16 protein-coding genes are annotated in these 26,990 nt (G+C 66.7%); 8 read left to right on the top strand and 8 right to left on the bottom strand.

Annotated features, from left to right (window positions below; all coding sequences use genetic code 11):
• Both OHQ90_RS14505 and OHQ90_RS14500 read right to left on the bottom strand, forming a co-directional pair.
• A complete protein-coding gene (locus OHQ90_RS14505; RefSeq protein ID WP_328410861.1) occupies positions 1-1,230 on the bottom strand; it encodes a cytochrome P450 in 1,230 nt (409 codons plus the stop codon).
• 122 nt (positions 1,231-1,352) lie between these two features.
• Positions 1,353-1,952, bottom strand: coding sequence for a TetR/AcrR family transcriptional regulator (locus tag OHQ90_RS14500; RefSeq protein WP_328410859.1), 600 nt, complete (start codon positions 1,950-1,952; stop codon positions 1,353-1,355).
• A 100-nt stretch (positions 1,953-2,052) separates the two neighbouring features.
• Here OHQ90_RS14500 and OHQ90_RS14495 point away from each other — a divergent pair, with 100 nt between their 5' ends.
• A complete protein-coding gene (locus OHQ90_RS14495; RefSeq protein WP_328410857.1) occupies positions 2,053-3,102 on the top strand; it encodes a BtrH N-terminal domain-containing protein in 1,050 nt (349 codons plus the stop codon).
• A gap of 100 nt (positions 3,103-3,202) precedes the next feature.
• On the opposite strand, the gene OHQ90_RS14490 is transcribed toward OHQ90_RS14495, so the two are convergent.
• Together OHQ90_RS14490 and OHQ90_RS14485 are read right to left on the bottom strand one after the other, a co-directional pair.
• Complete coding sequence (locus OHQ90_RS14490) at positions 3,203-3,862, bottom strand: class I SAM-dependent methyltransferase (protein WP_328410855.1); 660 nt, start codon at positions 3,860-3,862, stop codon at positions 3,203-3,205.
• A 21-nt stretch (positions 3,863-3,883) separates the two neighbouring features.
• Positions 3,884-6,727: a LuxR C-terminal-related transcriptional regulator gene (locus tag OHQ90_RS14485; protein ID WP_328410854.1), complete on the bottom strand. Its 2,844-nt coding sequence runs from the start codon at positions 6,725-6,727 to the stop codon at positions 3,884-3,886.
• Between the two features lie 176 nt (positions 6,728-6,903).
• On the opposite strand from OHQ90_RS14485, the gene OHQ90_RS14480 reads away from it, so the two are divergent.
• Positions 6,904-7,260: a VOC family protein gene (locus OHQ90_RS14480; RefSeq protein WP_328410853.1), complete on the top strand. Its 357-nt coding sequence runs from the start codon at positions 6,904-6,906 to the stop codon at positions 7,258-7,260.
• 142 nt (positions 7,261-7,402) lie between these two features.
• Entirely contained in the window at positions 7,403-7,876 is a 474-nt protein-coding gene (locus tag OHQ90_RS14475) for an iron chaperone (RefSeq protein WP_328410852.1), read from the top strand.
• An 87-nt stretch (positions 7,877-7,963) separates the two neighbouring features.
• Here OHQ90_RS14475 and OHQ90_RS14470 read toward each other — a convergent pair whose 3' ends face one another.
• Together OHQ90_RS14470 and OHQ90_RS14465 are read right to left on the bottom strand one after the other, a co-directional pair.
• Positions 7,964-9,487 (bottom strand): FAD-dependent monooxygenase, encoded by a 1,524-nt coding sequence (locus OHQ90_RS14470; protein ID WP_328410850.1) that lies wholly within the window; start codon positions 9,485-9,487, stop codon positions 7,964-7,966.
• Positions 9,488-9,981: 494 nt separating this feature from the next.
• Positions 9,982-11,232 (bottom strand): GAF domain-containing protein, encoded by a 1,251-nt coding sequence (locus OHQ90_RS14465; protein ID WP_328410848.1) that lies wholly within the window; start codon positions 11,230-11,232, stop codon positions 9,982-9,984.
• Between the two features lie 227 nt (positions 11,233-11,459).
• Here OHQ90_RS14465 and OHQ90_RS14460 point away from each other — a divergent pair, with 227 nt between their 5' ends.
• Positions 11,460-12,263: an alpha/beta fold hydrolase gene (locus OHQ90_RS14460; protein WP_328410846.1), complete on the top strand. Its 804-nt coding sequence runs from the start codon at positions 11,460-11,462 to the stop codon at positions 12,261-12,263.
• On the opposite strand, the gene OHQ90_RS39395 is transcribed toward OHQ90_RS14460, so the two are convergent.
• Complete coding sequence (locus OHQ90_RS39395; RefSeq protein WP_442941394.1) at positions 12,235-12,765, bottom strand: malic enzyme-like NAD(P)-binding protein; 531 nt, start codon at positions 12,763-12,765, stop codon at positions 12,235-12,237. The two genes, OHQ90_RS14460 and OHQ90_RS39395, sit on opposite strands and share 29 nt — an antisense overlap.
• Before the next feature lie 112 nt (positions 12,766-12,877).
• Here OHQ90_RS39395 and OHQ90_RS14455 point away from each other — a divergent pair, with 112 nt between their 5' ends.
• The 4 genes from OHQ90_RS14455 to OHQ90_RS14440 all read left to right on the top strand — a co-directional run bounded on the left by OHQ90_RS14455 (position 12,878) and on the right by OHQ90_RS14440 (position 15,805).
• The gene (locus tag OHQ90_RS14455) at positions 12,878-13,357 is read left to right on the top strand and encodes a DNA-directed RNA polymerase subunit beta (RefSeq protein WP_328410844.1); all 480 of its coding nucleotides are present in this window, start codon (positions 12,878-12,880) and stop codon (positions 13,355-13,357) included.
• A gap of 63 nt (positions 13,358-13,420) precedes the next feature.
• Positions 13,421-13,885, top strand: coding sequence for a hypothetical protein (locus tag OHQ90_RS14450; RefSeq protein WP_328410842.1), 465 nt, complete (start codon positions 13,421-13,423; stop codon positions 13,883-13,885).
• A 265-nt stretch (positions 13,886-14,150) separates the two neighbouring features.
• A complete protein-coding gene (locus OHQ90_RS14445; protein WP_328410840.1) occupies positions 14,151-15,020 on the top strand; it encodes a class I SAM-dependent methyltransferase in 870 nt (289 codons plus the stop codon).
• A 131-nt stretch (positions 15,021-15,151) separates the two neighbouring features.
• On the top strand, positions 15,152-15,805 hold the full coding sequence (locus OHQ90_RS14440) for a thioesterase II family protein (RefSeq protein WP_328410839.1): 654 nt from the start codon (positions 15,152-15,154) through the stop codon (positions 15,803-15,805).
• A gap of 44 nt (positions 15,806-15,849) precedes the next feature.
• Here OHQ90_RS14440 and OHQ90_RS14435 read toward each other — a convergent pair whose 3' ends face one another.
• On the bottom strand, positions 15,850-26,988 hold the full coding sequence (locus OHQ90_RS14435; protein ID WP_328410837.1) for a type I polyketide synthase: 11,139 nt from the start codon (positions 26,986-26,988) through the stop codon (positions 15,850-15,852).
• Positions 26,989-26,990: the final 2 nt, after the last annotated feature.

The following is a 26,990-nucleotide window of genomic DNA, read 5'->3' as shown; positions in this document are numbered from 1 at the left end:
TCAGCTCAGTGAGATCGGTAGCGATTGCAGCCCGCGGAAGGACAGCCCCGATCGCCATATCTGTTCCCCCGCAGGCGCTATGGCAGGGAACCGGGCCAGCAGGCGCGGGAAGAGTTCGATGCCCTCCATACGGGCCAGATGTGCGCCGAGGCAGAAGTGGATGCCGGAGCCGAACGCGAGATTCGGGGAGCCGGAGCGGGTGAGATCGAGGCGGTCGGGATCGGAAAAGCGATCCGGATCGCGATTGGCCGCGCCGAGCAGCATGAGGATGACGCGGCCGGGCTCGCATTCGATACCCGCCACGGTCGTCGACTCCAGGACAGTGCGGCCGTCGGTCTGCACGGGGGCGTCGTAGCGCAGCAGCTCCTCGACCGCGCCGGGGGCGAGTTCCGGTCTGCTGCGCAGGAGTTCGCGTTGATCCGGAAAAGCCAGGAGGGCGGCGAGGCCGTTGCCTATGAGGTTGGTGGTGGTTTCGAATCCGGCGGTGAACAGCAGGATGGCGCTGCCGACACATTCGTCGTCGTCGAGCCCGTCCGCCCCGCGCGCGGTGGCGAGGCGGCTGAGCAGATCATCGGCCGGGCGGCGGCGTTTGGCCGCGAGCAGATCGGCGAAGTATGCGGCCAGTTCGTCCTCGGCGACGGCGGAGCGGGCGACGGCCGCGGCGTCCGAGCTCGGCTCCAGTGGCGCAAGCATGTCGCGAATCAATGGCGCGGCGGCGGCGCGGTCGCCCTCGGGTACGCCGAGCAGGTCTCCGATGACGCCGACCGGAAGGGGAAGCGCCAGTTCGGAAATGATGTCGACGGTGTCGTACTCGGCCAAGCCGTCGAGCAGTGTCTCGATCTGCGTGACTACGGCGGCACGCAGTTCCTCCACGTGACGTCCGGTGAACGCGGAGGAAACCAGCCGACGCAGCCGCGTGTGATCCGGCGGATTGCGAAACAACATTGTCCGGCGGAAGCGGTACGCGGCCCGCTGCCGCAGTTCCTCGGGAATCGGCGAGAGCCGGAATCCGAGCGACTCGTCGGCCTTGCCGATCGCCCGATTACGTAGCGCGGCATCACAATCCGCGTATCGGGAGAGCACGAGTGTGCGACTGCCGGTAATCAATACCGGGGCCAGTTCCCGCAATCGCCGATAGCCGTCATAGGGTCCCGCGGCGCCGAAGTCGGTGAGCAGCACCTCTGCCAGGAGCTGTCCCGCCGAGGATGGCGGCTGGTCGGTAGCGGTCATCGCGCACGCTCCTTGTCCGACAGCGCGGCTAATCTGTTGACACACCATGCACTGTTGTTAACAGACAGACTCGGTCCGCGAACGCGGCATGTCAAGACCTCGTCGGACAGACACCCGGCCGGTCACATCGAAGCGCCGGGACCAATCAGCCCGCGCACCAGCGCCGTCACCACCTCGCGACTCTCGGCGACATCATCGAAGTCAATATTCACTCGCGGCGTCAGCGCGACCGAGGCGACGAAGCGCGTGAGCAGCTCGGCCGCCCTGCCGGCCCGCTCCGGCGGCACACTCCATTCGATCATCTGGCTGGCGAACCACCGGCTCGACGCCTCCAGCAGCGGCCCGGCCTCCAGCGTCAAATACGGCAGCAGCGCCGGTTCGGCCACCAGAAGTTTGCGCAGCAGAACACTATTCCGCAGGTAGGCAATGGTGTGCAGGATATTGCGTGCGGCACCCTCGACCGCCTCGCCGGGCTGCGGCAGCCGGTGCAGTTCGGCATAGAACCGGAACAGCTCGCGGGCCAGCAGGTCGCGTACGACCGCGTCCCGGTTCTCGTAGTGACGATAGAGCAGTACCCGGGAAATGCCCGCCTCGGCAGCCAGCTGTGACATCGAGGTCGCCGAGACGCCTTGGGCCACCACCAAACGCCATGCGGTGTCCAGGATCTGATTCTTGCGATCCTCCGCGGGCGGGTCCGCCGCCACCGGACCCCACGGGGTCATCGGCACCGACACTGTTCACCTCCGGTTGACATCGCACTGCGCCGAACCCATGCTATTCCATTACAGACCACACAAGACTGTTAACAATGGAGGACCCCGCGTGGCACGCGTGCTGATCGAGGACTACCCGCACCGCCTCGGCGGCCACTGCGGCTCCGGGGCCCTGCGCGACCTCATCGAATGGGCTGGACTCGGCTGGAACGGCCCGCCCGGTGAGGCGCTGGTCTTCGGTATGGGCGGCGGGCTGAGTTTCCAATACCTGCAGATCCCCGGCCTCATGCCACCGCTCTACTTTGTCGGCCGCACGGCCGATATGGAGCTGGATCTGTGCGCCCGCCTCGGCATCGACACCCGCCGCGACCAGACCGATGATCCTGCCCTCGCCTGGTCATGGGTCACCGGCGAACTCGACGCGGGCCGACCGGTCATGGTCTGGGCAGACATCATGGAACTCCCCTACCTGCGCGTCCGACTCTCCAATACCCGCCACGACATCGTCGTCATCGGCTACGACACCGACGCCGAGATCGCCTATATCGTCGACAACGACCGCGACGACGTACAGACGGTCCCCCTACAGGCACTCGCGAAAGCCCGCTACTCCAGCGGCTTTCCGGACTCCAACCGGCACGCCACTTACCCGATGCACTTCCCGGACCGGTTCCCCGACCTGCTCCTCGCCGCCCGCGATGCCGCAACGGCCGCCGTCGCGAACCTGCACGGCAAGACCGAGGAACCGATCGGAGCGGCCGAAACGTCCCTCCCGCCCGGCTCCACCCGCACCCTCGGCCTGGCCGGAGTCGAGAAGTTCTGCCACGACGTCGCCCGATGGCCCGCGGACCTCACTCCCGACGAACTCGGCATCGCATTGCGCACCGTCCGTATCTTCGTGGAGAAGGCAGGCACCGGCGGCGGCTTCTTCCGCCGCCTGCAATCCGACTTCTGCAAGGAAGTCGCAGACCTGACCGGCGACAAACCTTTCCGCGCAGCCGCCGACGCCTACCGCGACTGCGCCGACATCTGGAGCCGCTTCGCCGCGCTCGCCACCACCGACTCCCCCGACCACAACGACCTGGCAGCCTGCATAGCCGACCTACCTGCGGCCGAACACCGCGCCGCCGACGCCCTGTCCCTGGCCGCCGCACCCTGAGACGATCGCCACGACGAGCGTGCACTCAGCACGCCGACTACGGCGTGGCACCGAAATGCCTACTGCCACAGACTCGGTCACCCCTGCAGAACGTCGCAGTCTAGATCCGTTTGATTGTCGCGAACCAGGCCGGTGCGCCGTCGTCGTGGAATCTCGTGTGAATCCGGTCGGGTTCGATTGCGGCGACATTCCATCCATTGCCGGGGTTGAACGCCGCCCTCAGCTCGTCCCGACCGACGGGGTGCGGGCCGGTATCGGGACCATCGTCACTGAAGCACAACACATACAGGGTTCCGTTGTGCTCGGTCACCGACGCCAGGCCCGCCACGTATCCGGGTCGCTCGTCGCCGTCGAAGGTGTGGAACAGTCCACAATCCAGCACCGTTTCGAACCTGCGCCCCAATCGCTCCAGCCCGAACGCGTCAGCCGCAGCGAACTCGACCTCGATCCCACGGTCCTGCGCCTTCTCCCGGGCGATCGCCAGTGCCGTCTCGGCCACATCGACGCCCAGCACCGACAATCCCAGCGAGGCGACGTGCAGAGCGTTCTCGCCGGTCCCGCAGCCCGCATCGAGCACCGCTCCGGCGAATCCGCCGTCGGATGCCACCCGCTCTATTGCCGGCTGCGGCCGACCGATATCCCAAGGCGCAGGACCGTCGTGGTACGACGCATCCCAGGACAGTCCCGCCAGCCGCTCGTGACTGGTTGGGTGCCGATCACCGAACGGATCGTCAGCAAGGGTTCCTGATAGCTCCGACAACTTCGTCCCCTTCCTGCAGAGTTAGGCCTGGTCGGTACGGGCGGCGTTGTCGGCTGCCGCGGAGTCGCCGCCGTTGAGAGTCAGCGTACGGGCTTGTTGATAGGGGCAGCAGGCTGTTTCGAAGGCAGCTGCGGTGGTGAGTAGGCGTGCGGGGTCGTTGTCGAGCAGAGCCGTGGCTCGGTCGACGATCGCGCCGGCGATCGGGTTACCGGCCACCACGGTTCGAGCCGTGGCGAGGTAGCCACGGGCATCCGGATGACCGGCGAGCGCCGCGGCTTCGGCACGCAGTGCGAAGTACCAATGCCGCCACACCCAGATGACCTGCTCGTCCATCTCGTCGGGCTCGGCCGATAGTGCTGCCAAGGCTCGGTCGGCCTGTCCGTGGTGAAGCAGGACAATAGCGTCGAACACGGCGCTGTAGGCAGCCTTCTGCTCGGGTGTCACACCGAGTTCGTCGACGATGGCCAGCCACTCGGCTCGCGCCGCGTCGTCACCGCGCAGGCCGTGGACCAGCGCCACCGCGGCCGCTGCCGTGGCGAGGTTGGGCGCGTGCAGGCGTCCGGAGAGCTCCCACGCGTCGATGAACCGTCTGCTGCCGGCGAGCACGTTGTCGACATTGCCCGCCAGCGCATCCGCCACCAGCAGCCGCGATGTCGCGAAGTCACCCCGTTCGGCCAGCAACGGCAGGTCGCGAAGCTGCTCACCCCACCGGCGAGCCCCCGCCAAATCACCCGCTCCGATGCAGGTCTCGGACGCCTCGGAGAGCGCGTTGACCCGCTCGAGCGCGCTGGCCGGTGTCATCGGAACCGCAGCGAGCAGCTCGACTCGCCGATGGGTTGTTGCCGCGGTGGCGAAGGGATCTCCTGCCCAGCACTGAGCCGCGGCGAGCGCGTCGAGGGCCGCACTGTGGGCCAGTGGATCGCCGGTCCGGTCGGCCAGGTCGACTGCCCGCTCGGCGAGCGCGATCGCCTCGGGCACACCGTGATTCGAGTCGACAGCGTCGACGAGAACACCGCACTCGGCCAGGGCTACCGCGGCCTCGGCGGCCGGGTCGTCGCCGGCCAGCTCGCGTGCCTGCGACAGCAGCGCCGCGGCCTCGCCCGAGGGCGGCGACTGGGAGAATGTGTCGGCCATCCGATAGACGGTGATTGCGGCCGTGGCCAGGTCGCGAGCGGCGCGGGCCGTATCTCCGGCACTACGCGCGGTGTCCGCGGCGGCGCGGTACAAGCGGTACATGTCCTCGCCGCGCATTCGACAACCGGCCACCACCGCGGCGTTCCGAAGCGCTGATGCCGCGACGACCGGGTCGTCGGTGAGCGACGCCGCCTGTTCGTACCGCTGCTGAGACTCGCCGACCAGATTCCGGGTGAAGGTCAGCTGAGCCAGGGCCAGTGCCAGGTCGTGCGCGTCGGCACGGTGATCGGACTGTTCCGCCGCCCAGGCCAGGGCTGCCCGGATGTCGTCGACCGCGGCCTCGAACCTCTTGCGCCAGTCGCCGCTGGCGGGCAGGGATTCCTCGGCCAACGCGGCGGCGGCCGTCGAGCACCAGCGCAGGTGGCGCGCAAGCATTTCGCGGAGCTCACTGTGCGCGATGAGTTGCTCGGTCTCGTACTGGCGGATTGTCTGCAAGGCTCGGTAGCGAGTGCCGCCCGAGGAAGCCACGGCGGTCAGCAGGCTCTGCTCGGCGAGCCGAGCCAGGCCATCCGCGACCGCGTTCGGCTCCAGCGGTGGATATCCGGCCACCTCGGCAGCGTCGGCGGCGGTGAAGGGCGAGACGAGGACCGAGATGCGCCGGAGCAGGCACCGGTCCGAGGTGGTGAGCAGGGCCTGGCTCCAGTCGAGCATGGCCCGCACAGACTGGTGCCGCTCGTCGGCACGACGTCCACCGACCAACAGCCGCAGCGGATCGGCGAGGCTCGCGGTGAGACCGTCGAGACCGAGCGTGGGCAGGCGGGCGGCCGCAAGCTCGATCGCCAGAGCGAGCCCGTCGAGCCGCTGGCAGACCTCATCGACCCGGTCCAATTGCCCCGGATCTACGGGCCAGCCCAGGGCAGCGGCTCGTTCCAAGAACAGCGCAATGGCGTCCGCTGCGGCGGCGTCGCCGTCGAGGGACAGCGGGGGAACCGGATAGACCTGCTCGAAGGGCACCATGAGCCGGGCCCGGCTGGTGGCCAGTACGGTCACGCGCGTGCAGCGAGCGAGCAGACGCTCGATGAAGGGCACCGCGCCGTCGAGGAGGTGCTCGCAGTTGTCGAGCACAAGCAGGACCTGGCGATCGGCGAGGGCGGTCAGCACCGAATCGTCGAGGCTGCGGCCCTGTTGCTCACCGAGGCCGAGAGCACTGGCCACCGCGGATCCGACCATCGCCGGATCCGTGACCGGCACGAGGTCCACGAACCAGACGCCGTCCGCGAAATCACCGGCCAGGTCCGCAGCGACGGCCAACGCCAGTCGGGTCTTGCCGACCCCGCCGGGACCGAGGGCGGTCACGTGACGGTGCGTGGAAACAGCCTCGCGCAGTGCGATGCGCTCCTGGGCTCGGCCGACGAACGACGTCAACGGCGAGGGAAGGGCGACCATCGTCTCGCTCGTCCGCTCCGCGCGGGCGAGCTTGACCGCGCGGGCAGCGAGCGCCCGCCTGTCGGGGACACCGACCTTGCGCAGCAGCGAGGACACATGGGTCTCCACGGTGCGCACCGAGATGAACAGTTGCGCGCCGATCTCGGCATTGCTGCAATGTTCCCCGACCAGGGTCAGGACCTCGGCCTCCCGGTCGGAGATTCCGGCGGCAACCTTCTGCTGTGACACTTGCCCATCTTCGCGCACCGGTTTCTTCCCGTCGCGCGGGCATAGCTGCGTGCTCATTCAGTGGAACGTTCCGTGCTCGACACGGATGTGACGCCGCCGAGCCGTGCCTACCGTAATTGCCATGGACGCAAGACGAACGGTTCAACGGCGAAGTCGCCATCCGAGTGATCGGACTGTCGATTCCCGGCCTTCCCGTTCGCCGTCACCCCCGACCCACGACATCAGGACTGATCATGACTGCCGCTTCCACCTGGGGAATCAAGACCGTGCTGTATCCCGTTTCCGACCTGGCGACGGCCAAGAGGGTGTACACCGCCCTGCTCGGCCTACCACCGCAGACCGACGGAACCTACTACGTCGGCTTCGAGACCGAAGGCCAGCACATCGGGCTGGTGCCGGGCGGTGGACCGCAGGGCATGACCGCACCGGTGGCGTACTGGCACGTGTCCGACATCGAGGCGAAGCTGGCCGAGGTAACCGCTGCGGGCGCCACCGTGAAAGAGCCCGTACGCGACGTCGGTAAGGGCCGTCGGGTGGCCACCGTCATCGATCTCGATGGCAATGTCCTAGGGCTGCTTCAGGACCGGTGAGTGCCGCCCTCGGCGCTGCTGCCGCCGATCGCCGGCACCAACGTCTACAACTGACTCAACGCTCCCACCCGGCAGGTCGCCCGGGCTACTGATGCCCAGCATCAAGATCATCCCCAGCAAACTGACACGAAGGAAACCAGCAATGAATGCTCAGAAGTCCACCACCCGCACAACCGCGAAAAGCAAGACTTCCGTGGGTTTCACGGAGGAGGAGCGTGCCGCGATGAAGGAGCACGCCCAGGAGTTGAAGACGGCCGCGCGCCGCGGCTCGCGGGCATCGAAGGCGGACGGGGAGACCGACGTGCTCGCGAAGATCGCCGAGATGGCGGAATCCGATCGTGTCCTGGCCGAGCGGGTCCATGCCATCGTCAAAGCCAGCGCACCGGACTTGTCGCCCAAGCTCTGGTACGGGATGCCCTCGTATGCCAGGGACGGCAAGGTGGTGTGCTTCTTCCAGAGCGCGGAGAAGTTCAAAGCGCGGTACGCGACGTTCGGGTTCAACGACACCGCGAACCTCGACGACGGCACCATGTGGCCGACCGCTTTCGCGTTGACGACATTGAGTGCCGCCGACGAGGCAAGGCTCGGCGAGCTCGTCAAAAAAGCGGCGGGCTGAGGCCTATGCCTGCCACTGCACCCAGTGGCAGGCCGGCCTGCGTCAGCGCACTGCAGGAGTGCCGATCAACGATCGGCACTCCTGTTTTCAGGGTGCGCCGAACCAGCCGGAGAGCGCTTCCCGCAGCGCGAGCGCGGCGGTGTCGGCAGGTTCGTCGATCGTTGCGGCCCAGGCGATGTGGGCATCCGGGCGGATCAGAACGGCGTCGGCCGGTCGGTCATCGGTTTTCGCGGTGCGGATTTCGATCCGATGCTGCCATTCTCCGGCGATCTCGCGGAGCTCAGGGCGATCGGCGAGGTCGAGGAGGACGGGCCGTGCGGTGTGCATGAGTTCCGCGACGCTGGTGACGCCCTGGTCGGTGTGCAGAGTGAGGTCGGGTGCGAAGTTACCGGTCAAGGCATGGTGATTGGAGCCCGGCATCGGATAGCGGATGTCAGCGTGGCCGACAAGGGCTCCCATGCGACGCAATGCCGGCTCGTCGAGAAGCAGTTCCTGGAAGACTTCCCGCAGTGCCTCAGCGGCCAGGTCCTGTCCGCGCCGCAGTGCCACCTGGGCCCGGGTCTGCTTCAGTGCACGTGCGCCGGCGAAGTGACGCTCGTCGTGATACGTGTCCAGCAGGCCGGCAGGCGCCCAGCCGTGGATATCGGCACCCAGCTTCCAGGCAAGGTTGACCGCGTCGAGCATGCCAACATTGAGCGCCGTGCCGGTGGCGGGCAGCAGGTGGGCCGCATCGCCGGCCAGCATGATCCGCCCATCGCGGTATCGTCCGACCTGCCGATCCTTGAAGGTGTAGCGCGACAGCCGAATCGGTTCTCCCAAGGGGAGATCCGCGCCGAGCACGCGGCGAGCACTGTCTGCGAGCTCGGTCATGGTCAGCGGCTCGTCGTCGTCGTATTCGGTGGACTCGTCTTCGGTGGTCTGCATCGACAGCATCCCGTCCATGACCGCGAACGCGAACACACCGCGGTCTGTTCGGGTGAAACCCGCATGGATCGCGCCCAGCCCGGGGACGTCGATGTCGCCGTTGTCGAGCACGGTCACCGAATCGTGCACGGCGACCTGGGCCAGCCGGTTGACCTCCGGATATGTGATGCCAGGGAACGGGATGCCTGCCATATCGCGGACCCGGCTGCGCCCGCCGTCGCAGCCCACCAGGTATCGGGCGGTCACCTGATACGGCCCGTCCGGCCCCCGCACGTCCGCGGTCACCGTGGCATCGTCCTGGCTCACGCCGACCACCTCGTGTCCGCGACGGACCTCGGCGCCGAGTTCGCGGGCGCGCTCGTCGAGCAGTCGCTCGATTTCCCGCTGTGGCAACGGCAACGCCCGCATCGGGGGATCTACCAGTTGTGTGAGGTCCAAATACACATTGCCGAACGGGAATCGGGGAGGCACGTTGGGGTCACTGCTGGCCGCTTCGAATCGGTCCAAAATGCCTCGGTAGCGCAGCAAGTCCAGAATCCGCCCGCCGATACCGCTGGCCTTCGGGGTGTCTCGCGGCTCCGGCTGCCGCTCCAGTACCAGCGATCGCACTCCGGCCAGGCGTAGCTCACCGGCCAGCATCAGGCCACTCGGGCCCGCGCCCACGATGATTACGTCGATGTCCGTCACTCGTTACTCCCATTTCCGCAGGTTCTGGCTTCGGCGGACGAGTATGCCGCACAACCTGGGCCTTGCCACAAGCCCGCCAGTGCGCTATATGTTGGGAGTGGAAAGGACTATGTGCCCTCCTTTTCCGTTATCGCCCGCACTGGACGGGCAACCTCCTCGCTGAGCAGCGGCTTGCCGCGTACGTCGGCACAGTCAGGTCTCCAATAGCCTCCGGACGCAGCCGCGGTCCGAGAAGTTCTTCGCACCTTTGGGTGAGGCATACGCCTGACCGCTGGTAGGGGCCTTCGGAGAAGCCGAGCCCGTTCGACGCGAGTCGTACGCAATGTGTCCTCGGGCAGCTATCGAGCTTTCAGCCGCGACGGATGAACTGCGCCTCACTCAGCGACTTACGAAATCCTTCTCGAAGCGCAACGCAGTGAGCGAAGCCCCTTTACGAGACCTCAGCGCATGCTCGTGACGTGATCCACGGCGGATCGGGCCTGAACCCCCGGCCGCTAGTTCGCCGGACGATCGGGCATCAGCCGGTTGTGGAGTCGCTGCCGTATCCGCCGAACGCCGGGGGCCTGTGATCCCGGTAGCAGCGGGCCTGGATATCTGCTCCGTAGATCGCCCACAGAGCCCTTCGCGACGTCTGCTTCCAGTTGCTGGAAATCGGTGCGGATTCGGCTGTCCAGACGGTACGGATCCGACGAGAGGCGATAACCGACGATTCGTCGAAGCCGGGCGAGCTCCGCGCGCACCGTCACTGTTTTTCCGGCGTTCCCGTACAGCTCTTCGGCCAATGCCGCCGCAGTCAATCCATCAGGGTTGGCGAGCAGGAGCACCACCAGCTCGCTGTGCCGGAGACTGAGCTCATGGACGACCCCATCCATCCACAGTTCGGCGCGGTTACGGCCCAGCGAGGTCACGTGTGGGGCTGGTCGGCCGGCAGCGTGGTCCGGCAGGGCGTAGACGGAGAACGGTCCGCCCAGCGAGAGTCGTTCGACAACGACCCTACGTCCATCGGGTAATTCGGTTTCGCCCTCTATCACCGGTACGGGCCAGATAGCAGGCAGCCAACTCGACGGAGCGGCATCCAACAACCGCCCCTCTTGCGAGATCAAAGCACAGTGGCCGCCGACACGATTGAGGACGCGGTCGCGGTAGCGGGTGAGTATCTCGGCATGACGTTGCCGGGCGAGATCACGCAGATGCGCCTCCGCGAGTCGCGCTGCCGTGGTAACCAGCGGCAGCGCAAGCGAATTCATGTTGCGGAGCTTGCAGGTGACGTCGACGACACCGATCACCGCACCACTGACCGGGTCTCTGATGGGTGCCGCGGTGCAGGTGAAGTCCGCGGCAACCGACAGGTAGTGCTCGGTTCCGCGGACTTGGAAAGGTCTGCTGAGGGCCAGGGCCGTGCCGACACCATTGGTACCGGCTTCGGCTTCGTGCCATCGTGCTCCTGGGACAAGGTTTGCTCGTTCCGCCACCCGGCGAGTCGTGGAATCACCCTGGACCCACAGCAGATGGCCGTCGGCGTCGCCACCGAACAACACGTGCCCCGGCTCGAACGCCGCACTCTCCAGGCTCGCGAACAGTATCGGCCATACCGAAGCCATCTGATGGTCCCTGCGCCAGGTCCGGACCTCGTCTGCGGCCAAACCGACCTCGGGCAGATGCCGGTCCGGATGCAGACCTCGACGTTGTGCACGATCCCATGAGGCGCGCACGTCTGCACGCATCACATGCGTCTGCCTTGTCACCAAATGCGTTCGCCTCGTGGTATTCCGGTCGATTCGGAGAGGTCCCGCCGGCCGCCGCGTCAGGGCGTTCATCGGGCTCGAAACAAGAGTAAACACGTGACCATAACTCTGACAACGGGTTGCCTCTCGCTGCAACGTTGATGCAACCCCTGGTCTCCGCCTTGGCCTTGCGACTGCAGGCACGCCATCGTGTGGGAGCACTTCTTCTCACGAGCTGGAGGTCGTTGATGCCTTACCTGGAACTGCCTGATGGTGTGCCGATGTACTACGAGGATCACGGCGCCGGTCGTCCCGTCGTACTTATTCACGGCTGGACGATGAACACCACCTTCTGGGCACAGAACGTGCCTGCGTTGTCGGAGGGGAATCGGGTGATCAATGTCGATCTCCGTGGGCACGGCGCCTCCGGGAAGACCGACGACGGCCACACCCTGGCGCAGTACGCGCGTGACATCCGTAGCCTGCTCCAGCATCTCTCGCTCGAGGACGTGTCCCTGGTGGGCTGGTCGATGGGCACCGCGGTGATACTCGCCTACATTCAACAATTCGGGTGTGCGCAGCTGCGGTCGGTGACCTTCGTAGATCAGTCACCGCGTTTCCTCGACTCGCCGGGTTGGGAGTTCCCGCTGCAAGGTGGCTACTCCCAGAGCGACCTCGCCGTGTTCGTGCAGGCGGTGAAGCACGCCCGCCCGTCGGTGATCAAGCCGTTCATAGCCGCCTGCTTCGCCGAAACACCGCCCGACGAGGTGATCGATGCCGTGTATGCGGAGACGACGAAGATGTCGACGTCGGCGGCATGTGCCATTTGGTACGACATGGCATTCGCGGACTTCCGGTCGGTCCTGTCCGAGGTGACCGTGCCCGCACTGCTGATCTATGGCGCGCGCAGCAAAATCTTCCCCGGTCCACTCGAAGAATGGCTCGCAGGGCAACTTCCGGCTGCGAAGGCGGTGCGGTTCGAGCACAGCGGTCATGTGCCGTTCTTCGAGGAACCGGAGCGCTTCAACGAAGTTCTCTCCGATTTCCTTTGAAGAGCCGGCACACGACAAATTCCGGCGGCGATCCTGTCCTTCCCGGCGGCACGGTCGGTAAAACGTCCCTCGGTAAGGGCATGTCCCGCACGATCGCCTCGGGGAATGCGCCATGCTCGGTGGCGGTGCCGATGAGAACCGTCGGCTGCACGCGAGTGCTACCTCGGCCAGGCCGACGACGGATTCTGTTTCGCACTAATCCCATTCGCGAACCTCGGCGACAGGGCGAGCGTAGGGGACCTGGAAGTCCACGGAACCCGGGCATGCCCTCGGTGAGCGGGCCGTAGCGGTCTATGCACCAGAATCGCGACCGCGCCTGGTCGCGGCCGTGCCCATCGACGGTCACGACGCCGCGGAGTTGGTCGGCGATGCCGAAGCCGGCTGTGCTCCCACCGAGCAAGACGATCCGATGCTCGGTCAGCGGGGCACGGCCGGCGAATTCCGCAGTTTGGGGGTTGACGCACTCGAACAGCAGCGTGATGAGCTTGCCGCCGAGCACCATCAGTGCGGCGCCGGCCCACCCATCGCAACCGGATCAACCCTGCGCTTGCCTGTCGCGTCCGTGGCACCAAGCGCACCTAACCCCCTGTCGAACTGAGCAAAGGTCAAACCCGATGGACCACATACCGTTCGGGGATTCTCCGGTATCCCGTTGCGTCTTCTATCGGCGGGTATGCGATCTGCCCGCGACCATCGATCCGCCGAGCCTGGGGCGCATCATCATGAAAGCCACACACGTCTGGGCACTGACGATGCCCGCACCACTGGGCCAGTCGGTCAAACACGACATGGGTCGACGCGGAGCCGCTATCGGTCCGATCCTGTCGCATCCCCGGTCGAACCGGTGGACCTTCTTGATCCGACCCGACGTACCCGACGATGTGCCGCTGTTCGCTGATCTGTTCCGCCACAACGCATCTGTGATCCGGGACGGAGGCACCGTGGCGTTGCCGTCACCGACTATCCAATCCGGAGCCATCAGGCAATGGATCGAACCACCACGCGACACTTTCCGGCCCTCCGGCCTCCTGGTCATCGAGTCCGTTCGCGCATGCGTGGGACCGGGCCGGGCTCGGGCGGTGTCGCATGTCTGACGACAACCGGCGATAGTGGGCAATCAGGATCGAGATGGGCAGCCGATTGCGAGAATTGGAGTCATGTCGACAGGGGTTGTTTCAACGTTGGTTACGGGCCTGCTACCACTACTCGGCGCGGGACTCGGCTCATCGGCAACGCTTATGGTGCAACGGAGTTCGGCGCGTGCAGCGAAGCTCAAGTTCCGCGCGGAGAGTCGCCTTGCCCGCAGAGAGGAGGTGAAGTCAGCGATCATCGACTACTTCGAGACAACGCAGCGACTGCAGGGAGAACTCGATATCCGCGAGCGCGGCGGTACCCCCGCCGACATGAAGCCACTGATCGAAAGCGTCTGGCTAGCAGAGAAGCGGGTCGAGATTATCTGTTCGGACGCTTTGCGGGACCGCGTAGTTGCTCATGCCCGGGGATTGCACGACGCCGTTCGGGACCCTGTGACCTACCCTGACTGGTGGGCTCATTGCTCGTCGCTCCAATCCGACCTCCTCGCAGAAGCAAAGGCAGAGCTGAAACCAACGCACGATTGGTGAATGGGTTCAGCAGACACACTGGCCGACGACGGGCCGGCCGAGCGCCGAGCGCCGAGCCGATTGCGGCAGGGTGGGGCGGCCGAAGACCCGGTATCACTGGAAGGTGCGCCCGGTTGTTCGGATCGAACCTCCGCGGCCGGACACTGTCAGCGACGAACGGTGACCCGCTCTGACGATACGTGATGCTCGACCGCCGCATGCGCACCAATCTTCCACGCCCCGCGACCATTGAGCATCGATTAGTTTGCTGTGTAAGACTGCACCCGTGGCCGAAACCGCTGAACTCATTACCAACGTTTCCGACACCGCCCGCTGGGTGGCCGCCTACCGGGCCGCCGAATCCGCGCGCCCCGATGCCCTCTTCCACGATCCCCTCGCCGACCGAGTCGCCGGGGAGCGGGGCCGCGCCATAGCCGGCCACACACCACGCTTGATGCTCAATGGCTGGAACCTGGTCACCCGGACCAAACTCATCGACGACCTGATCCTGAAGACCATCGCGCAGGGCTGCGATCTGGTGATCAATATGGCCGCGGGGATGGATACGCGCCCGTATCGGCTGGATCTGCCCTCCGAATTCCCTTGGATAGAGGCCGATCTCCCCGAATTGGTCGCCGAGAAGAACAAGCTGCTGGCCGGGGAGTCGCCACGCTGCGCGCTCAGCCGCACGGCGGTGGATCTCGCCGATCCCGAGGCGCGGCGGCAGTTCCTGGACGAGGCCCTCGCGGGTGCGCAGCGGGCGCTTGTGCTCACCGAGGGGCTGATCTACTACCTCAGCGACGACGATGTCATCGGCTTGGCCGCCGCGCTCGCTCGTCCTGAAATCGCTTGGTGGGCACTGGATGTCAATAACCAGGCCATTGTGAAGCGAATGGGTAAAGCCACTACCGAACTGCTGGCCAACGCCCCCTGGCAGTTCGGTCCGGTCGATCCGCTGGGCTTCTTCGCCGACCTCGGCTGGACGGCTGATGAGGTGGAACATCTGGCCTCGGCGGCACACCGGTTCAACCGCCTGCCCTGGTTCATGAAGCCGCTCACGCTCTTCCCACAGCCAGATCCCCGCAAGCCGATCGAAAATTCGTGGAGGCCTTGGGGTGCGGTGGTGCGGCTCGAGCACACACCGTCGAGCCTCTAGCTCAACGTAACGAAAGGCTCTCCCCTATGGGTAATAGCTGGCTACGTCGCCTGTCCCCCGCACCGAGGGATGGATCTCATAAATTGGTCTGCTTTCCGCATGCGGGCGGCTCCGCCATATCCTTCGGGCCATTGGCCGAATGCGTGGGGGCAGAATATGAGGTTCTCGCTGTTCAGTATCCGGGGCGACAGGATAGAAGACGTGAACCGCTCGTGGGGAATATCTCCGACCTCGTCGATGGCCTGCTGCCCGAGCTGATAGAAGCAGTCGGGGGTGCCCAGGATTTCTCCTTGTTCGGCCACAGTATGGGATCTGTCGTAGCTTTCGAGGCATGCAGGCGGCTCGAGCACGAATTGGGAGCGACCGCGAGGGTCCTGTTCGCCTCCGGTCGCCGCGCGCCTTCTGTCACGCTCCCTGAGCTGCGAATGCACCTGCTGAGCGATCGAGAACTCGGCGAGCACCTACTGCGGTTCGGCGGTACACCACGGGCTTTGCTCGAGGATCCCGAATTTCGAGAGCTGATCCTGTCGATCGTCAGGAACGACTACCGGGCCATCGAGACCTACCAGTGCAGTACGGACGCGATGGTCAGCAACCCTATCGTCGCGATTGTCGGCGATCGTGACCCCGATGCAAGTCTCGCGGAAATCGAGGTATGGGGCTCGCACACCTCTGGAAACTTCTTTGCGAAATCATTTCCAGGCGGTCATTTCTTCATCGATTCGAATTGCGGACCGATAGGCCAGCTGATCCGCGATCATTGCGCTCGCGCGCTGTCGAGCTAGGCCGGAACGACCGGGTGAGCAATCCGCCCACCCGGTCGTTGTTCCTAGCTCTCGAGCCAGCCCTCGATCGCTTCGGCGACATCCGCTGAGCCGTCCTCCAGTATCGTGAAGTGGTCAGCCTGTACCGAAACAACGGTATGCGTCGAATCCCACGGTTCGGCCTGCCAGTCCACGCGATCCGATGAGCTCCCCAAGAAGGTCTGGGCGCACTGGATGAACAACGTCGGCGTGGCGACGGAACCGGGCACCATCTCCTGTAGGAGCTGCAAATACCAGCCCATGCCAGTCAGCCGGGCTTGGTCGAAGCGACCGAACGTAGCCTCCTCCGACACCATGTGTTCAGCCATCGCCCGAAGCAGCCATGCGCTGTCATCGTGCACCTTGTAGGTGTCCAGCATGACCACGCTGGCGGGCGCCTGGCCGCCGGCCCCTTCCAGGTACTCGGTGACGAGGTAGGCCAGCAGGCCGCCCGAGGAGTATCCGAGCAGCACGAACGGTTCTCCCTGCGCCGCATCGAGGACGCTGCGCGCTATGGCTTCCAAGGCCGCTGTCGGCGTCGCCGGCAACGGTTCACCCGTCCGGCAGCCGATGGGCGACACCGCCACGATGTCCCGGGAGGTGCCCAGGTGCGCGGCGATCCGGGCGTACTGATGCGCGCTGCCAGTCGCCAATGGCGGTGTGAGGCAGATGAACCGCGGCAGAGCGGGTCCCGCGCCGAGTCGCGTCGGCACCGGCAGCCGGTCCGGTTCCGGTGCGGCGGTGAACTGTTCGCGCAGCTCCGCCGTCACCCGCAACAGGTCGAAGGCCTGGACGAACCGGCCGCTCTCCACCGCGCCCCGGAACATCCCGTACAGCGAGTCGTCCTCGCCGGCCGGCGCATCGCCGCGTCGTGCGGTCGCGGTGAGCTCCGTCCGCAGGTATCGAGCCAGCGCCGCCGGCGTCTTGTGGTCGAAGATCGCCGCCGTCGGCAGCGTCAGACCGGTGGACGCGTTGAGCGTGGTCCGCAGCTCCATGGCTGCCAGTGAGTCGAACCCCGATTCGAGGAAATCCCGCTCCGGGTCGAGAGCATCGACGCTCTCATGACCCAGCAGCCTGGCCGCGGTCTCGAGAATGTGCTTGCGGAGCCACTCTTCCTGCTCGGACTCCGGAAGCTGGGCCAGCTGCCGGCGCAGTGCGCCCGCGTCCTTGGCCCCGGCGCTCTGCCGCCGCCCGGCACGCTTGGCCAGGTCACGCAGCAGTGCGGGCACCGAGTCCCGAGCCCGCAGCGCGGGCAGGTCGATCTCGGTCAGGATGCTCGCCGGAGTCTCCGAAGCAACTGCGGCATCGAACAATTCGAGTGCCTTGTGCGCGGCCAGCGACGGCAGACCCTGGCGGCGCATGCGCTGCCGGTCGGCCGCGCTGAGCCACTGCGACAGGCCCGTTTCGATATCCCACAGACCGTAGGCGAGCGCGGTGGCCGGCAAACCTTGGGCGTGCCGGTGGGTGGCGAGCGCGTCGAGGAACACGTTGGCCGCCGCGTATCCGCCCTGGCCGGCGGGCAGGATCGACCCTGCCACCGAGGAGATCAGCACGAAGGCGGACAGCCCGGCGGCCCGGGTGAGCTCGTGCAGATGCCAAGCCGCGTCGGCCTTGGCGCCGAGGGAGTAGTCGATCTGCTCCGGCGTCAGGGTCTCGACCATCCCGTTGTAGGCAACGCCCGCCACGTGCACGACCGCACCGAGCGGATACTCGGCCGGAACCGAAGCAATCAATTCTCGCAACGCATTTCGGTCCGCGATGTCGCAGGCGGCCACGTGCACCCGGGCACCGAGGTCGGTCAATTCCGCGATGAGATCCGCGGCGGCATCCGGTCCGCGGCGGCCGGCCAGCAGCAGGTGCCGCACACCGTGCTCGCTCACCAGGTGCCTGGCGAGGTGACGACCGATGCCGCCGGTGCCGCCGGTGATCAGTACCGTCCGTTCCGGATCCCAGGGTGCCCGCGGGTCCGACTCGGGCAGCGCGGCCCGCACGAGCCGCGGCACCCGTGTCCCATCCGCCCGAACGGCCAGCTCCGGTTCACCCGACATCGCCGCGGCGGCAAGGTGATCCGGGGTGGTCTCGGCCGCGGCCTCGACGAGCACGATCCGCCCGGGGTGCTCCGCCTGCGCCGCGCGCACCAGGCCCCACACCGCAGCCGTGGCCGGGCCGGCCGCAGCGTCGGTGACCACAGCCAAAGTGCTTGCCGCGTAGCGATCCTCGCGCAGGAACTCCTGGACGACGCCGAGCGTGCGGTGCAGCGCGGTGCGCAACCGGACCGGCACGTCGTCGCCGTCGACCGGGGGGCGGAACAGGACGACCGAGGCCGATACAGACGACCCCCACTCGGCCCACGAACCCGCCGAGCGCAGTTCCGGACCGGGCCGCCAGCTGAGCTCGTACCGCCCGTCCGGCGCGGATCGGGTCGCGGCCGAGAGCAGTTCGAGCGACATCGGGCGCAGCGTGAGCGACCCGACGGACAACAGCGGCGCCCCACCGGAATCGGCCAGGGCCAGGGCGACCTCGCCCTGGTTCAGCCAGGACAATCGAACCCGCACCCGCCGGGCCCCGTCGGCGTGCACCCGCACCGACGACCAGACGAACGGCACCAGGGTCGGCCGCTCGGCCTGCTCGTCCACGCCCTGCGGGAGGCCGAAGGGCAGCGCGTGCATGGCCGCGTCCAACAGCGCCGGATGCATGCCGTAGCCCTGGGTAGCGGTCGGCTCGGGCAGCGCGACCTCGGCGAAGAGGTCCTCACCGCGTCGCCACAGGGCTTCCAGTCCGCGGAAGGCGGACCCGTAGTTGTAGCCGTGGCCGGCGAGTACGTCGTAGGCGCCGGCCAACTCGATATCCGTGGCACCGACCGGTGGCCACTGCGCGAAGTCCGTCCAGCCGTCCGCCGCTGCGGTTTCCAGGCTCGGGCGCACGGCGCCCTCCGCGTGGTGCGTCCACTGCACCGACGGTTCGTCGTCGTCCCGCCGGGAGTAGATGTCGAGCCGCCGGCGACCTGCGTCGTCGCCGGCGCCGAGGATCACTTGGATGTCGACGCCGCCCTGCCCCTGGAACACCAGTGGCGCCAGCAGGGTGAGTTCCGCAAGCTCCGGGCAGTCGACCTGGTCGCCGGCGTGGGCGGCCAGTTCGACGAATCCGGTGCCCGGCAGCAGCACCGTGCCGAGCACGTCGTGATCGGCCAGCCAGGGATGGGTGTTCGTGGACAGGCGGCCGGTGAATCGGACGCCGCCGCTCTCCGGCTGTGCCACCAGGGCACCCAGCATCGGGTGGTCGGTGGACCGCAGGCCGAGTGCGTGCGCCTCGCCGGTGTGCAGCGGGCCGGTGGACCAGAAGCGGCGGTGCCGGAAGCCGTAGGTCGGCAGGTCGATCCGCACGCCGCCGGTGCCGGTGTAGTAGGTCGTCCAATCCACCGTCGCACCCGAGACGTGCAGTCGGGCGAGGCCGGTCAGCACGGTCTCGGAGTCCGCTGTGTTTCGTTTGGACAGCGCGATAGTCGTTGCGGTGTCCAGGGTTTGGGCGATCATCGGGGTCAGCACCGCGTCGGGGCCGACCTCGGCGAACCTGGCTACACCCAGATCGGTCATTGCCGCAACGGCATCAGCGAACCGCACCGTGTCCCGGACCTGACCGACCCAGTACGCCGGATCCGACATCTCGTCGGCGACCCGGGCGCCGGTCACCGTCGACACCAGCGGGGTACGCGGGCGCGCGAACGTCAAACCTTCGATCGCCGTGGCGAATTCGGCCAACATCGGCTCCATCGAGGCCGAATGGAAGGCATGCGAAACCCGCAATCGGTGTGTCCGCCAACCACGTTCGGCACAAGCGTCGGCGACAGCCACGACAGCGGCTTCGACACCCGAGAGCACCACCGACGACGGGCCGTTCACCGCCGCGATCGACACCTCACCGGTCAGCAGCGGCCACACATCGGCCTCGGAGGCACCCACGGCCACCATCGCGCCACCGGAAGGCAGCGCCTGCATCGAGCGACCACGCGCAGCCACCATCACACAGGCGTCCGTCAGCGACAACACACCCGCCACATGCGCGGCAGCGATCTCACCGATCGAGTGACCGGCTACGACATCCGCGCGTACACCCCACGATTCGAGCAGCCGGAACAACGCCACCTCGAAGGCGAACAGACCCGCCTGCGCGAACACGGTCCGGTCGACCAGATCGTCGTTCGCCAATGCCGTGCTCAGCGAAACGGACTGTTCCAGTAGCGGATCGAGCTCGGCGACGATCGCATCGAAGTGGTTGCCGAAGACCGGGAAGGCCGCGCACAGCTCCGTGGCCATACCGGCCCACTGGGCACCCTGACCCGAGAACACCACACCCGTCGAACCCGCCAGCACACGGCCGGTCAACACACCGGGTGCCGGCGCACCGGCCGCCAAGGTCCGGACACCTGCCAGCAGCTCCTCACGGTCGCCGGCCACCACAACAGCACGATGTTCGAAGACACTGCGCGTCGATGCCAGCGAGAAACCGACATCGATCGGATCGTGTTCGCCCACATGCGATGCCAGGCGGGCGGCCTGAGCGGTCAGCGCATCGGCACTGCGGGCCGAGACCGCCCATGACAGCAACCCGCCCGCCGGCGCGGACTTGACCACAGGCTCCGGCTCCACCGTCGGCACCGCGGCCTGTTCGATGATGACGTGCGCATTCGTACCGCTGATACCGAACGAGGACACACCCGCACGACGCGGCCGATCCACCTCCGGCCACGCGACCGACTCGGTCAACAACCGGATATGCCCTTCGGACCAATCAACTTTGGTGCTGGGCGCATCGACATGCAGCGTCTTCGGCAACAGTCCGTGACGCATCGCCATGACCATCTTGATCACACCACCGACACCAGCCGCCGCCTGAGCATGACCGATATTCGACTTCAACGACCCCAACCACAAAGGCCGATCCGCAGCACGACCCTGCCCGTAGGTAGCCAAAAGGGCTTGGGCTTCAATCGGATCGCCCAACGTCGTACCCGTGCCGTGCGCCTCGACCACGTCCACCTCGGTCGGAGACACACCGGCATTGGCCAACGCCTGTCGGATCACCCGCCGCTGCGACGGACCATTCGGCGCGGAGAAACCATTCGACGCGCCATCCTGATTCACCGCCGAACCAGCGATCACCGCAAGCACGTCATGACCATTGCGGCGGGCATCGGACAACCGCTCCAACACCAACATTCCGGCCCCCTCGGACCAGCCGACACCATCGGCCGCATCCGCGAAGGACTTACACCGACCATCCGGAGACAAACCCCGCTGCCGGCTGAACTCGACAAGCATCTCCGGGGTGGACATCACCGCCACACCACCGGCCAACGCCAGATCGCACTCCCCTGACCGCAGCGACTGCGCCGCCAAATGCATGGTCACCAAAGACGACGAGCACGCCGTATCCACCGACACGGCCGGGCCCTCCAACCCGAGGGTGTAGGCGATGCGACCGGACACCAGGCTGCCGGCCGTGCTGTTACCGGTCCCCTGGGCGTAGTCGTGGTACATCACGCCGGTGAAGACACCGGTCGAACTACCGCGCAGCACCGCCGGATCCACACCAGCACGCTCCAGCGCCTCCCACGAGATCTCCAGCAGCAACCGCTGCTGCGGATCCATCATCGTGGCTTCATTGGGACTGATCCCGAAGAAATCCGCATCGAAATCGGCCGCGGAGTACAGGAATCCACCCTGACGGGTATAGGTCTTGCCCGCCCTGCCGGGTTCCGGATCGTAGATGCCCTCGATATCCCAGCCACGATCCGCGGGCAGATCACCCGTGGTGTCCATGCCTTCGGCAACCAGACTCCACAGGTCTTCGGGAGAAGCGACACCACCCGGGTAGCGGCAGCTCATCGCCACCACAGCGATCGGATCGTCGCCGGCCACCCTACTGGCAGTGACCGCGACATCCTGGCTCGTGCCGGAGAGTTGGGAATCGATGAACTCTGCGACCACCCGCGCGTTCGGGTAATCGAAGACCAGCGTCGCCGGCAGTTGCAGACCAGTCACAGCATTCAACTTGTTGCGGAACTCGACCGCACTCAACGAATCGAACCCGAGCTGCTGAAAAGCCTGTTGCGACTCAACAGCATCCACCGACGCATGCCCGAGAGTCGCGGCAGCCACCGATCGGACAAGATCGAGCAGAGCGCGCGCACGATCCGCCTCCGACAAGCCGGCCAGCTTTCGGGCGAAAGCCTGACCCCCTGCACCTCGGTTGGTGCGGCGCACCGGGATCGGCACGAGCGCGCGGACCAGGGCCGGGATCAGCTCGCCCCGCGTCCGGAGCACCGCCCGATCGACCCGCAGCGCCACCAGCTGGGCCGAATCGGTGGCAATCGCCGCATCGAACAACGACAGACCCTCGGCCTCGGAGATCGGCGGGAAGCCCTGCCGGCGCAGCAGATCGAATTCGGCCTCGGACAGCTCGAAACCGAGCCCGGTCGATCGTGCCCACAACCCGTAGTCGACAGCGGTTGCCGGCAATCCCAGGCTGTGACGGTGTGCCGCGAGCGCATCCAAGAAGACATTCGCCGCGGCGTAGTTCGCTTGACCGGCGGCAAGCACCAGCCCGCCCGCAGAGGACACCAGCACGAACAACGACAACGAAGCATCGCGAGTCAGCTCGTGCAGATGCCACGCCGCATCAACCTTCGGGCCGAACACATAATCAACCCGCTCGGCCGTAATCGATTCGACCAGACCGTTGTCCGCTGTTCCGGCCGCGTGCACCACACCCACCAACGGATACTCAACCGAAATGCCATCCAGCAACGCCGCCAGCGCAGACCGATCCGACACGTCACACGCAGCAATGGTCACCTGCGCACCCAGCTCGGTCAGCTCCGCACGGAGTTCCGCAGCACCCGGAGCATCCGGGCCACGCCGAGACGTCAGCACCAGATGACGCACACCGTATTCAGCCACCAAATGCCGAGCTATCACCCCACCCAGACCACCCGTACCACCGGTCACCAGCACGGTGCCCGGCTCGGACAACCGAACGATCGAACCGGGCGCGTGACGACTGAACCGCGGCACGAGCAGGGTCGCACCACGCAGCGCAGCCTCGGGTTCCAGCGCAGCGGTCGCGGCCACAGCGGCGATAGCGAGCGCGTCACGATCCTCATCCTGATCCAGGTCGAGCAGCTGGAATCGGCCCGGATGTTCGGCCTGCGCGGCACGCAGCAGACCCCACACCGGCGCCTGGCCCAGGTCCACCTGCTCCGAGTCGGCTACGGCCACTGCACGTCTGGTCAGCGCCACCAGACGCGAACCGGCGAAACGCGGTTCGGCCAGCCAACCCCGAAGAGTGTCCAGAACACCGATCGCGACCCGGCGGGCGGCCGCCGGCGGCGCACCGTCGTGGACGGGGACCTCCCACAACACAATCTCCGGAACATCCGCATCCCGGGCCGCATCCAACTCGGTGATCAGCGCCGCGAGATCACCATTCAGAACCGCCACCCGGCCCGGCTCCACGCTCGCCGACGACGGCGCGGCAGCGACCCACTCCACGCCGAAGAAGGCATCATCCACCCGATCCGCCTGCAGGCGATCGGCCGACACCGGCCGAGAAACCAAAGCCCCCACCGACAGCACCGGCCGGCCCTGCTCGTCGGCCAGCTGGAGCGCGAACCGGGTGCCCTCGACCACGATGCGAACCCGCGCGGCGCTCGCGCCGGCCGCGTGCAGCACCACCCGGTTCCAGGTGAACGGCAGGGCCGGGAAACCCTCGACACCGCCACGCAGACCGTGCACGATCCCGGCGTGCAGCGCCGCGTCGAACAGTGCCGGATGGATGCCGAATCCCCTGCCGTCCTGTGGATCCGGCAGCGCGACCTCGGCGAACAACTCGTCACCACGCCGCCACGCCGCCTGCAGCCCCTGGAAGAACGGGCCGTAGCCGTACCCGATATCGAGCAGCTCGTCATAGACGCCGTCGATGTCCAAGGGCTGGGCACCGGTCGGCGGCCACGCGGCGAGATCGAAATCGGCCACCACCTCATCGGGCGCGAGCACGCCTTCGGCGTGCAGCAACCACGGCCCCTCGGCGGTCTGCCGCGAATGCACACTCAACTGCCTGCGACCGGCCTCGTCTGCCGCAGTCACCACGACCTGTACCGAGACACTGCCCTCGGCCGGCACGGTCAACGGAGCCTGTAGGACCAGCTCGTCCACAACGGCACAACCGAGCACACCGCCGACGTAACTCGCGAGCTCGACGAATCCGGTGCCCGGCAGCAATACGGTGCCGAGCACGCTGTGGTCGGCCAGCCACTCGACCGAGTCCACGGTCCACCGGCCGGTGAAACTCACGCCACCCGAATCCGGATGCGGCACCACCGCACCCAGCAGCGGATGCTCCACCGCATCCAGCCCGACCGAGCCGACCCCGCCCAGTTCGGCACCCAGCCACGACAAAGCCAGCGCCTCCTTGGGATCCAGCCAGAAACGCTCGTGCTGGAAGGCATAGGTGGGCAGATCGATTCGCTGACCTCCGGCATGCAGACCGGCCCAGTTCACCTCGGCGCCGGCCACGAACAACCCGGCCACCCCACTCGACACGGCGGACGCGTCGGCACGGTCACGACGCGCCAACGCCACCACCACCGCGGCCGCGTCGTCGAGAGTCTGGGCGATCATCGGGCTCAGGACCGCGTCCGGGCCGACCTCGGCGAACCGGGACACCCCCATGTCCGCCATCGTGGCAACGGCATCGGCGAACCGGACCGTGTCCCGAACCTGACCCACCCAATACGCCGGAACGGTCATCTCATCGGTGATTCGGGCACCGGTCACCGTCGACACCACCGGCAGGCTCGGGCGCGCGAACGCCAAACCCTCGATCGCCGAAGCGAATTCGGCCAGCATCGGCTCCATCAGGGCCGAATGGAAAGCGTGTGAGACACGCAATCGGTGCGTCCGCCGACCACGCTCGGTGCACACCCCGACAACGGCAGCGACCACGTCTTCGACGCCGGAGAGCACCACCGACGACGGACCGTTGACAGCCGCGATCGACACTCCATCAACGAGCAACGGCCGCACATCGGCCTCGGAGGCACCAACAGCGACCATCGCGCCACCGGATGGCAGCGCCTGCATCAGCCGGCCACGCGCCGCCACCAGCACACACGCATCCTCGAGAGACATCACCCCGGCCACATGCGCAGCAGCGACCTCACCGATCGAATGACCGGCCACCACATCCGTTCGTACGCCCCAGGATTCGAGGAGGCGGAACAGCGCCACTTCGAACGCGAACAGACCTGCCTGCGCGATCACCGTCCGATCGACCAGTTCACCGTCCGCCAGTGCCACACTCAGCGAAACCGGCTGCCCCAACAGCGGATCCAGCTGTGCGACGATCGCGTCGAAAGCCTCGGCGAATACCGGATATGCCGCACGCAGCTCGGCGGCCATGCCGGACCATTGCGCACCCTGACCGGAAAACACCAGACCCGTCGTCCCCGGCACCACCCGGCCGGTCACCACACCAGAAGTGGTTTCGGCGCGGCTCAGCGCCCGCACACCCGCAAGCAGACCCGCACGGTCCTCGGCCAGGACAACCGCACGATGGTCGAACACGGCACGCGTGGACGCCAACGAGAAACCGACATCCACCGGATCCAGGTCGCGATCGGCGACACAAGACGCCAAGCGGACGGCCTGCGCGGTCAGCGCCTCGCTACTACGCGCCGAGACCGCCCAAGGCAGCAACCCACCCGCCGGCACGGTCTCAGGTGCCGGCTCCTGGTCCACCGCCGGTTCGGCCGCCGGGGCCTGTTCGATGATGACGTGCGCATTCGTGCCGCTGATTCCGAACGAGGACACACCCGCACGACGCGGCCGATCCGCGTCCGGCCAGGCCACCGACTCCGTCAATAACCGCACATGGCCCTCGGACCAATCCACCTTGGAACTGGGCGCATCGACATGCAGTGTCTTCGGCAACACCCCATGCCGCATCGCCATGACCATCTTGATCACACCACCGACACCCGCCGCGGCCTGAGCGTGGCCGATGTTCGACTTCAACGATCCGAGCCACAGGGGACGATCCGCATGACGCTCTTGCCCGTAAGTGGCCAGCAGTGCCTGAGCCTCGATCGGGTCGCCCAACGTCGTACCCGTGCCGTGGGCTTCCACCACATCGACATCGACCGGCGAAACCCCCGCATTCGCCAGGGCCTGGCGAATCACCCGACGCTGCGAAGGACCGTTCGGCGCGGTCAAACCATTCGACGCACCATCCTGATTCACCGCCGAACCAGTCAGCACCGCATGCACCCGATGACCGTTGCGACGGGCGTCGGACAACCGCTCCAGCACCAACATTCCGGCACCCTCGGACCAACCGACACCATCGGCCGCATCCGCGAAGGACTTACAGCGCCCGTCCGGCGACAAGCCCCGCTGCCGGCTGAACTCCACCAGCGTCTCCGGGGTCGCCATTACCGCCACACCACCGGCCAACGCCAGATCACACTCACCCGACCGCAACGAGGCCGCAGCCGAATGCATGGCCACCAAAGACGACGAACACGCCGTATCCACCGTGACCGACGGCCCCTCCAGCCCGAACACATACGAAACCCGCCCAGAGGCAATAGATCCCGTATTCGCGTTGGCCGGATAGTCGTGATACATCATGCCGACCCACACACCGGTCCGGCTGCCCTTCAACGACCCCGGATCGACACCAGCCCGCTCGAACGCCTCCCACGAAGTCTCCAACAGCAGGAACTGCTGCGGATCCATCAGCGCGGCCTCATTCGGGCTGATATTGAAGAACGCCGGATCGAATTCACCTGCGGCATGGAGGAATCCACCCTCACGCGTATACGCGGAGTTCGGCGTCTCACCGGTCGGGTCATACAAGCGTTCGGTGTCCCAGCCGCGATTCGCCGGGAACTCCGACGTCGCGTCGGTACCCGCCGAAACCAGGCTCCACAGCTCCTCCGGCGAACCCACCCCACCCGGATACCGGCACGCCATACCCACGATCGCAATCGGCTCACGAAGCGAGGACTCGAGCTTGCGGTTGCGGGCACGCAACCGCTCGGTCTCCTTGAGCGAGACACGGAGGGCTCGAGCCAGCTTCTGAGTATTGTCATCGGGGTTGGTCATCA

The organism is Nocardia sp. NBC_00403 (assembly GCF_036046055.1).
Taxonomy (GTDB): domain Bacteria; phylum Actinomycetota; class Actinomycetes; order Mycobacteriales; family Mycobacteriaceae; genus Nocardia.
The sequence above is the reverse complement of the archived record's forward strand: the minus strand, read 5'-3'. Positions and strand labels throughout refer to the sequence as shown.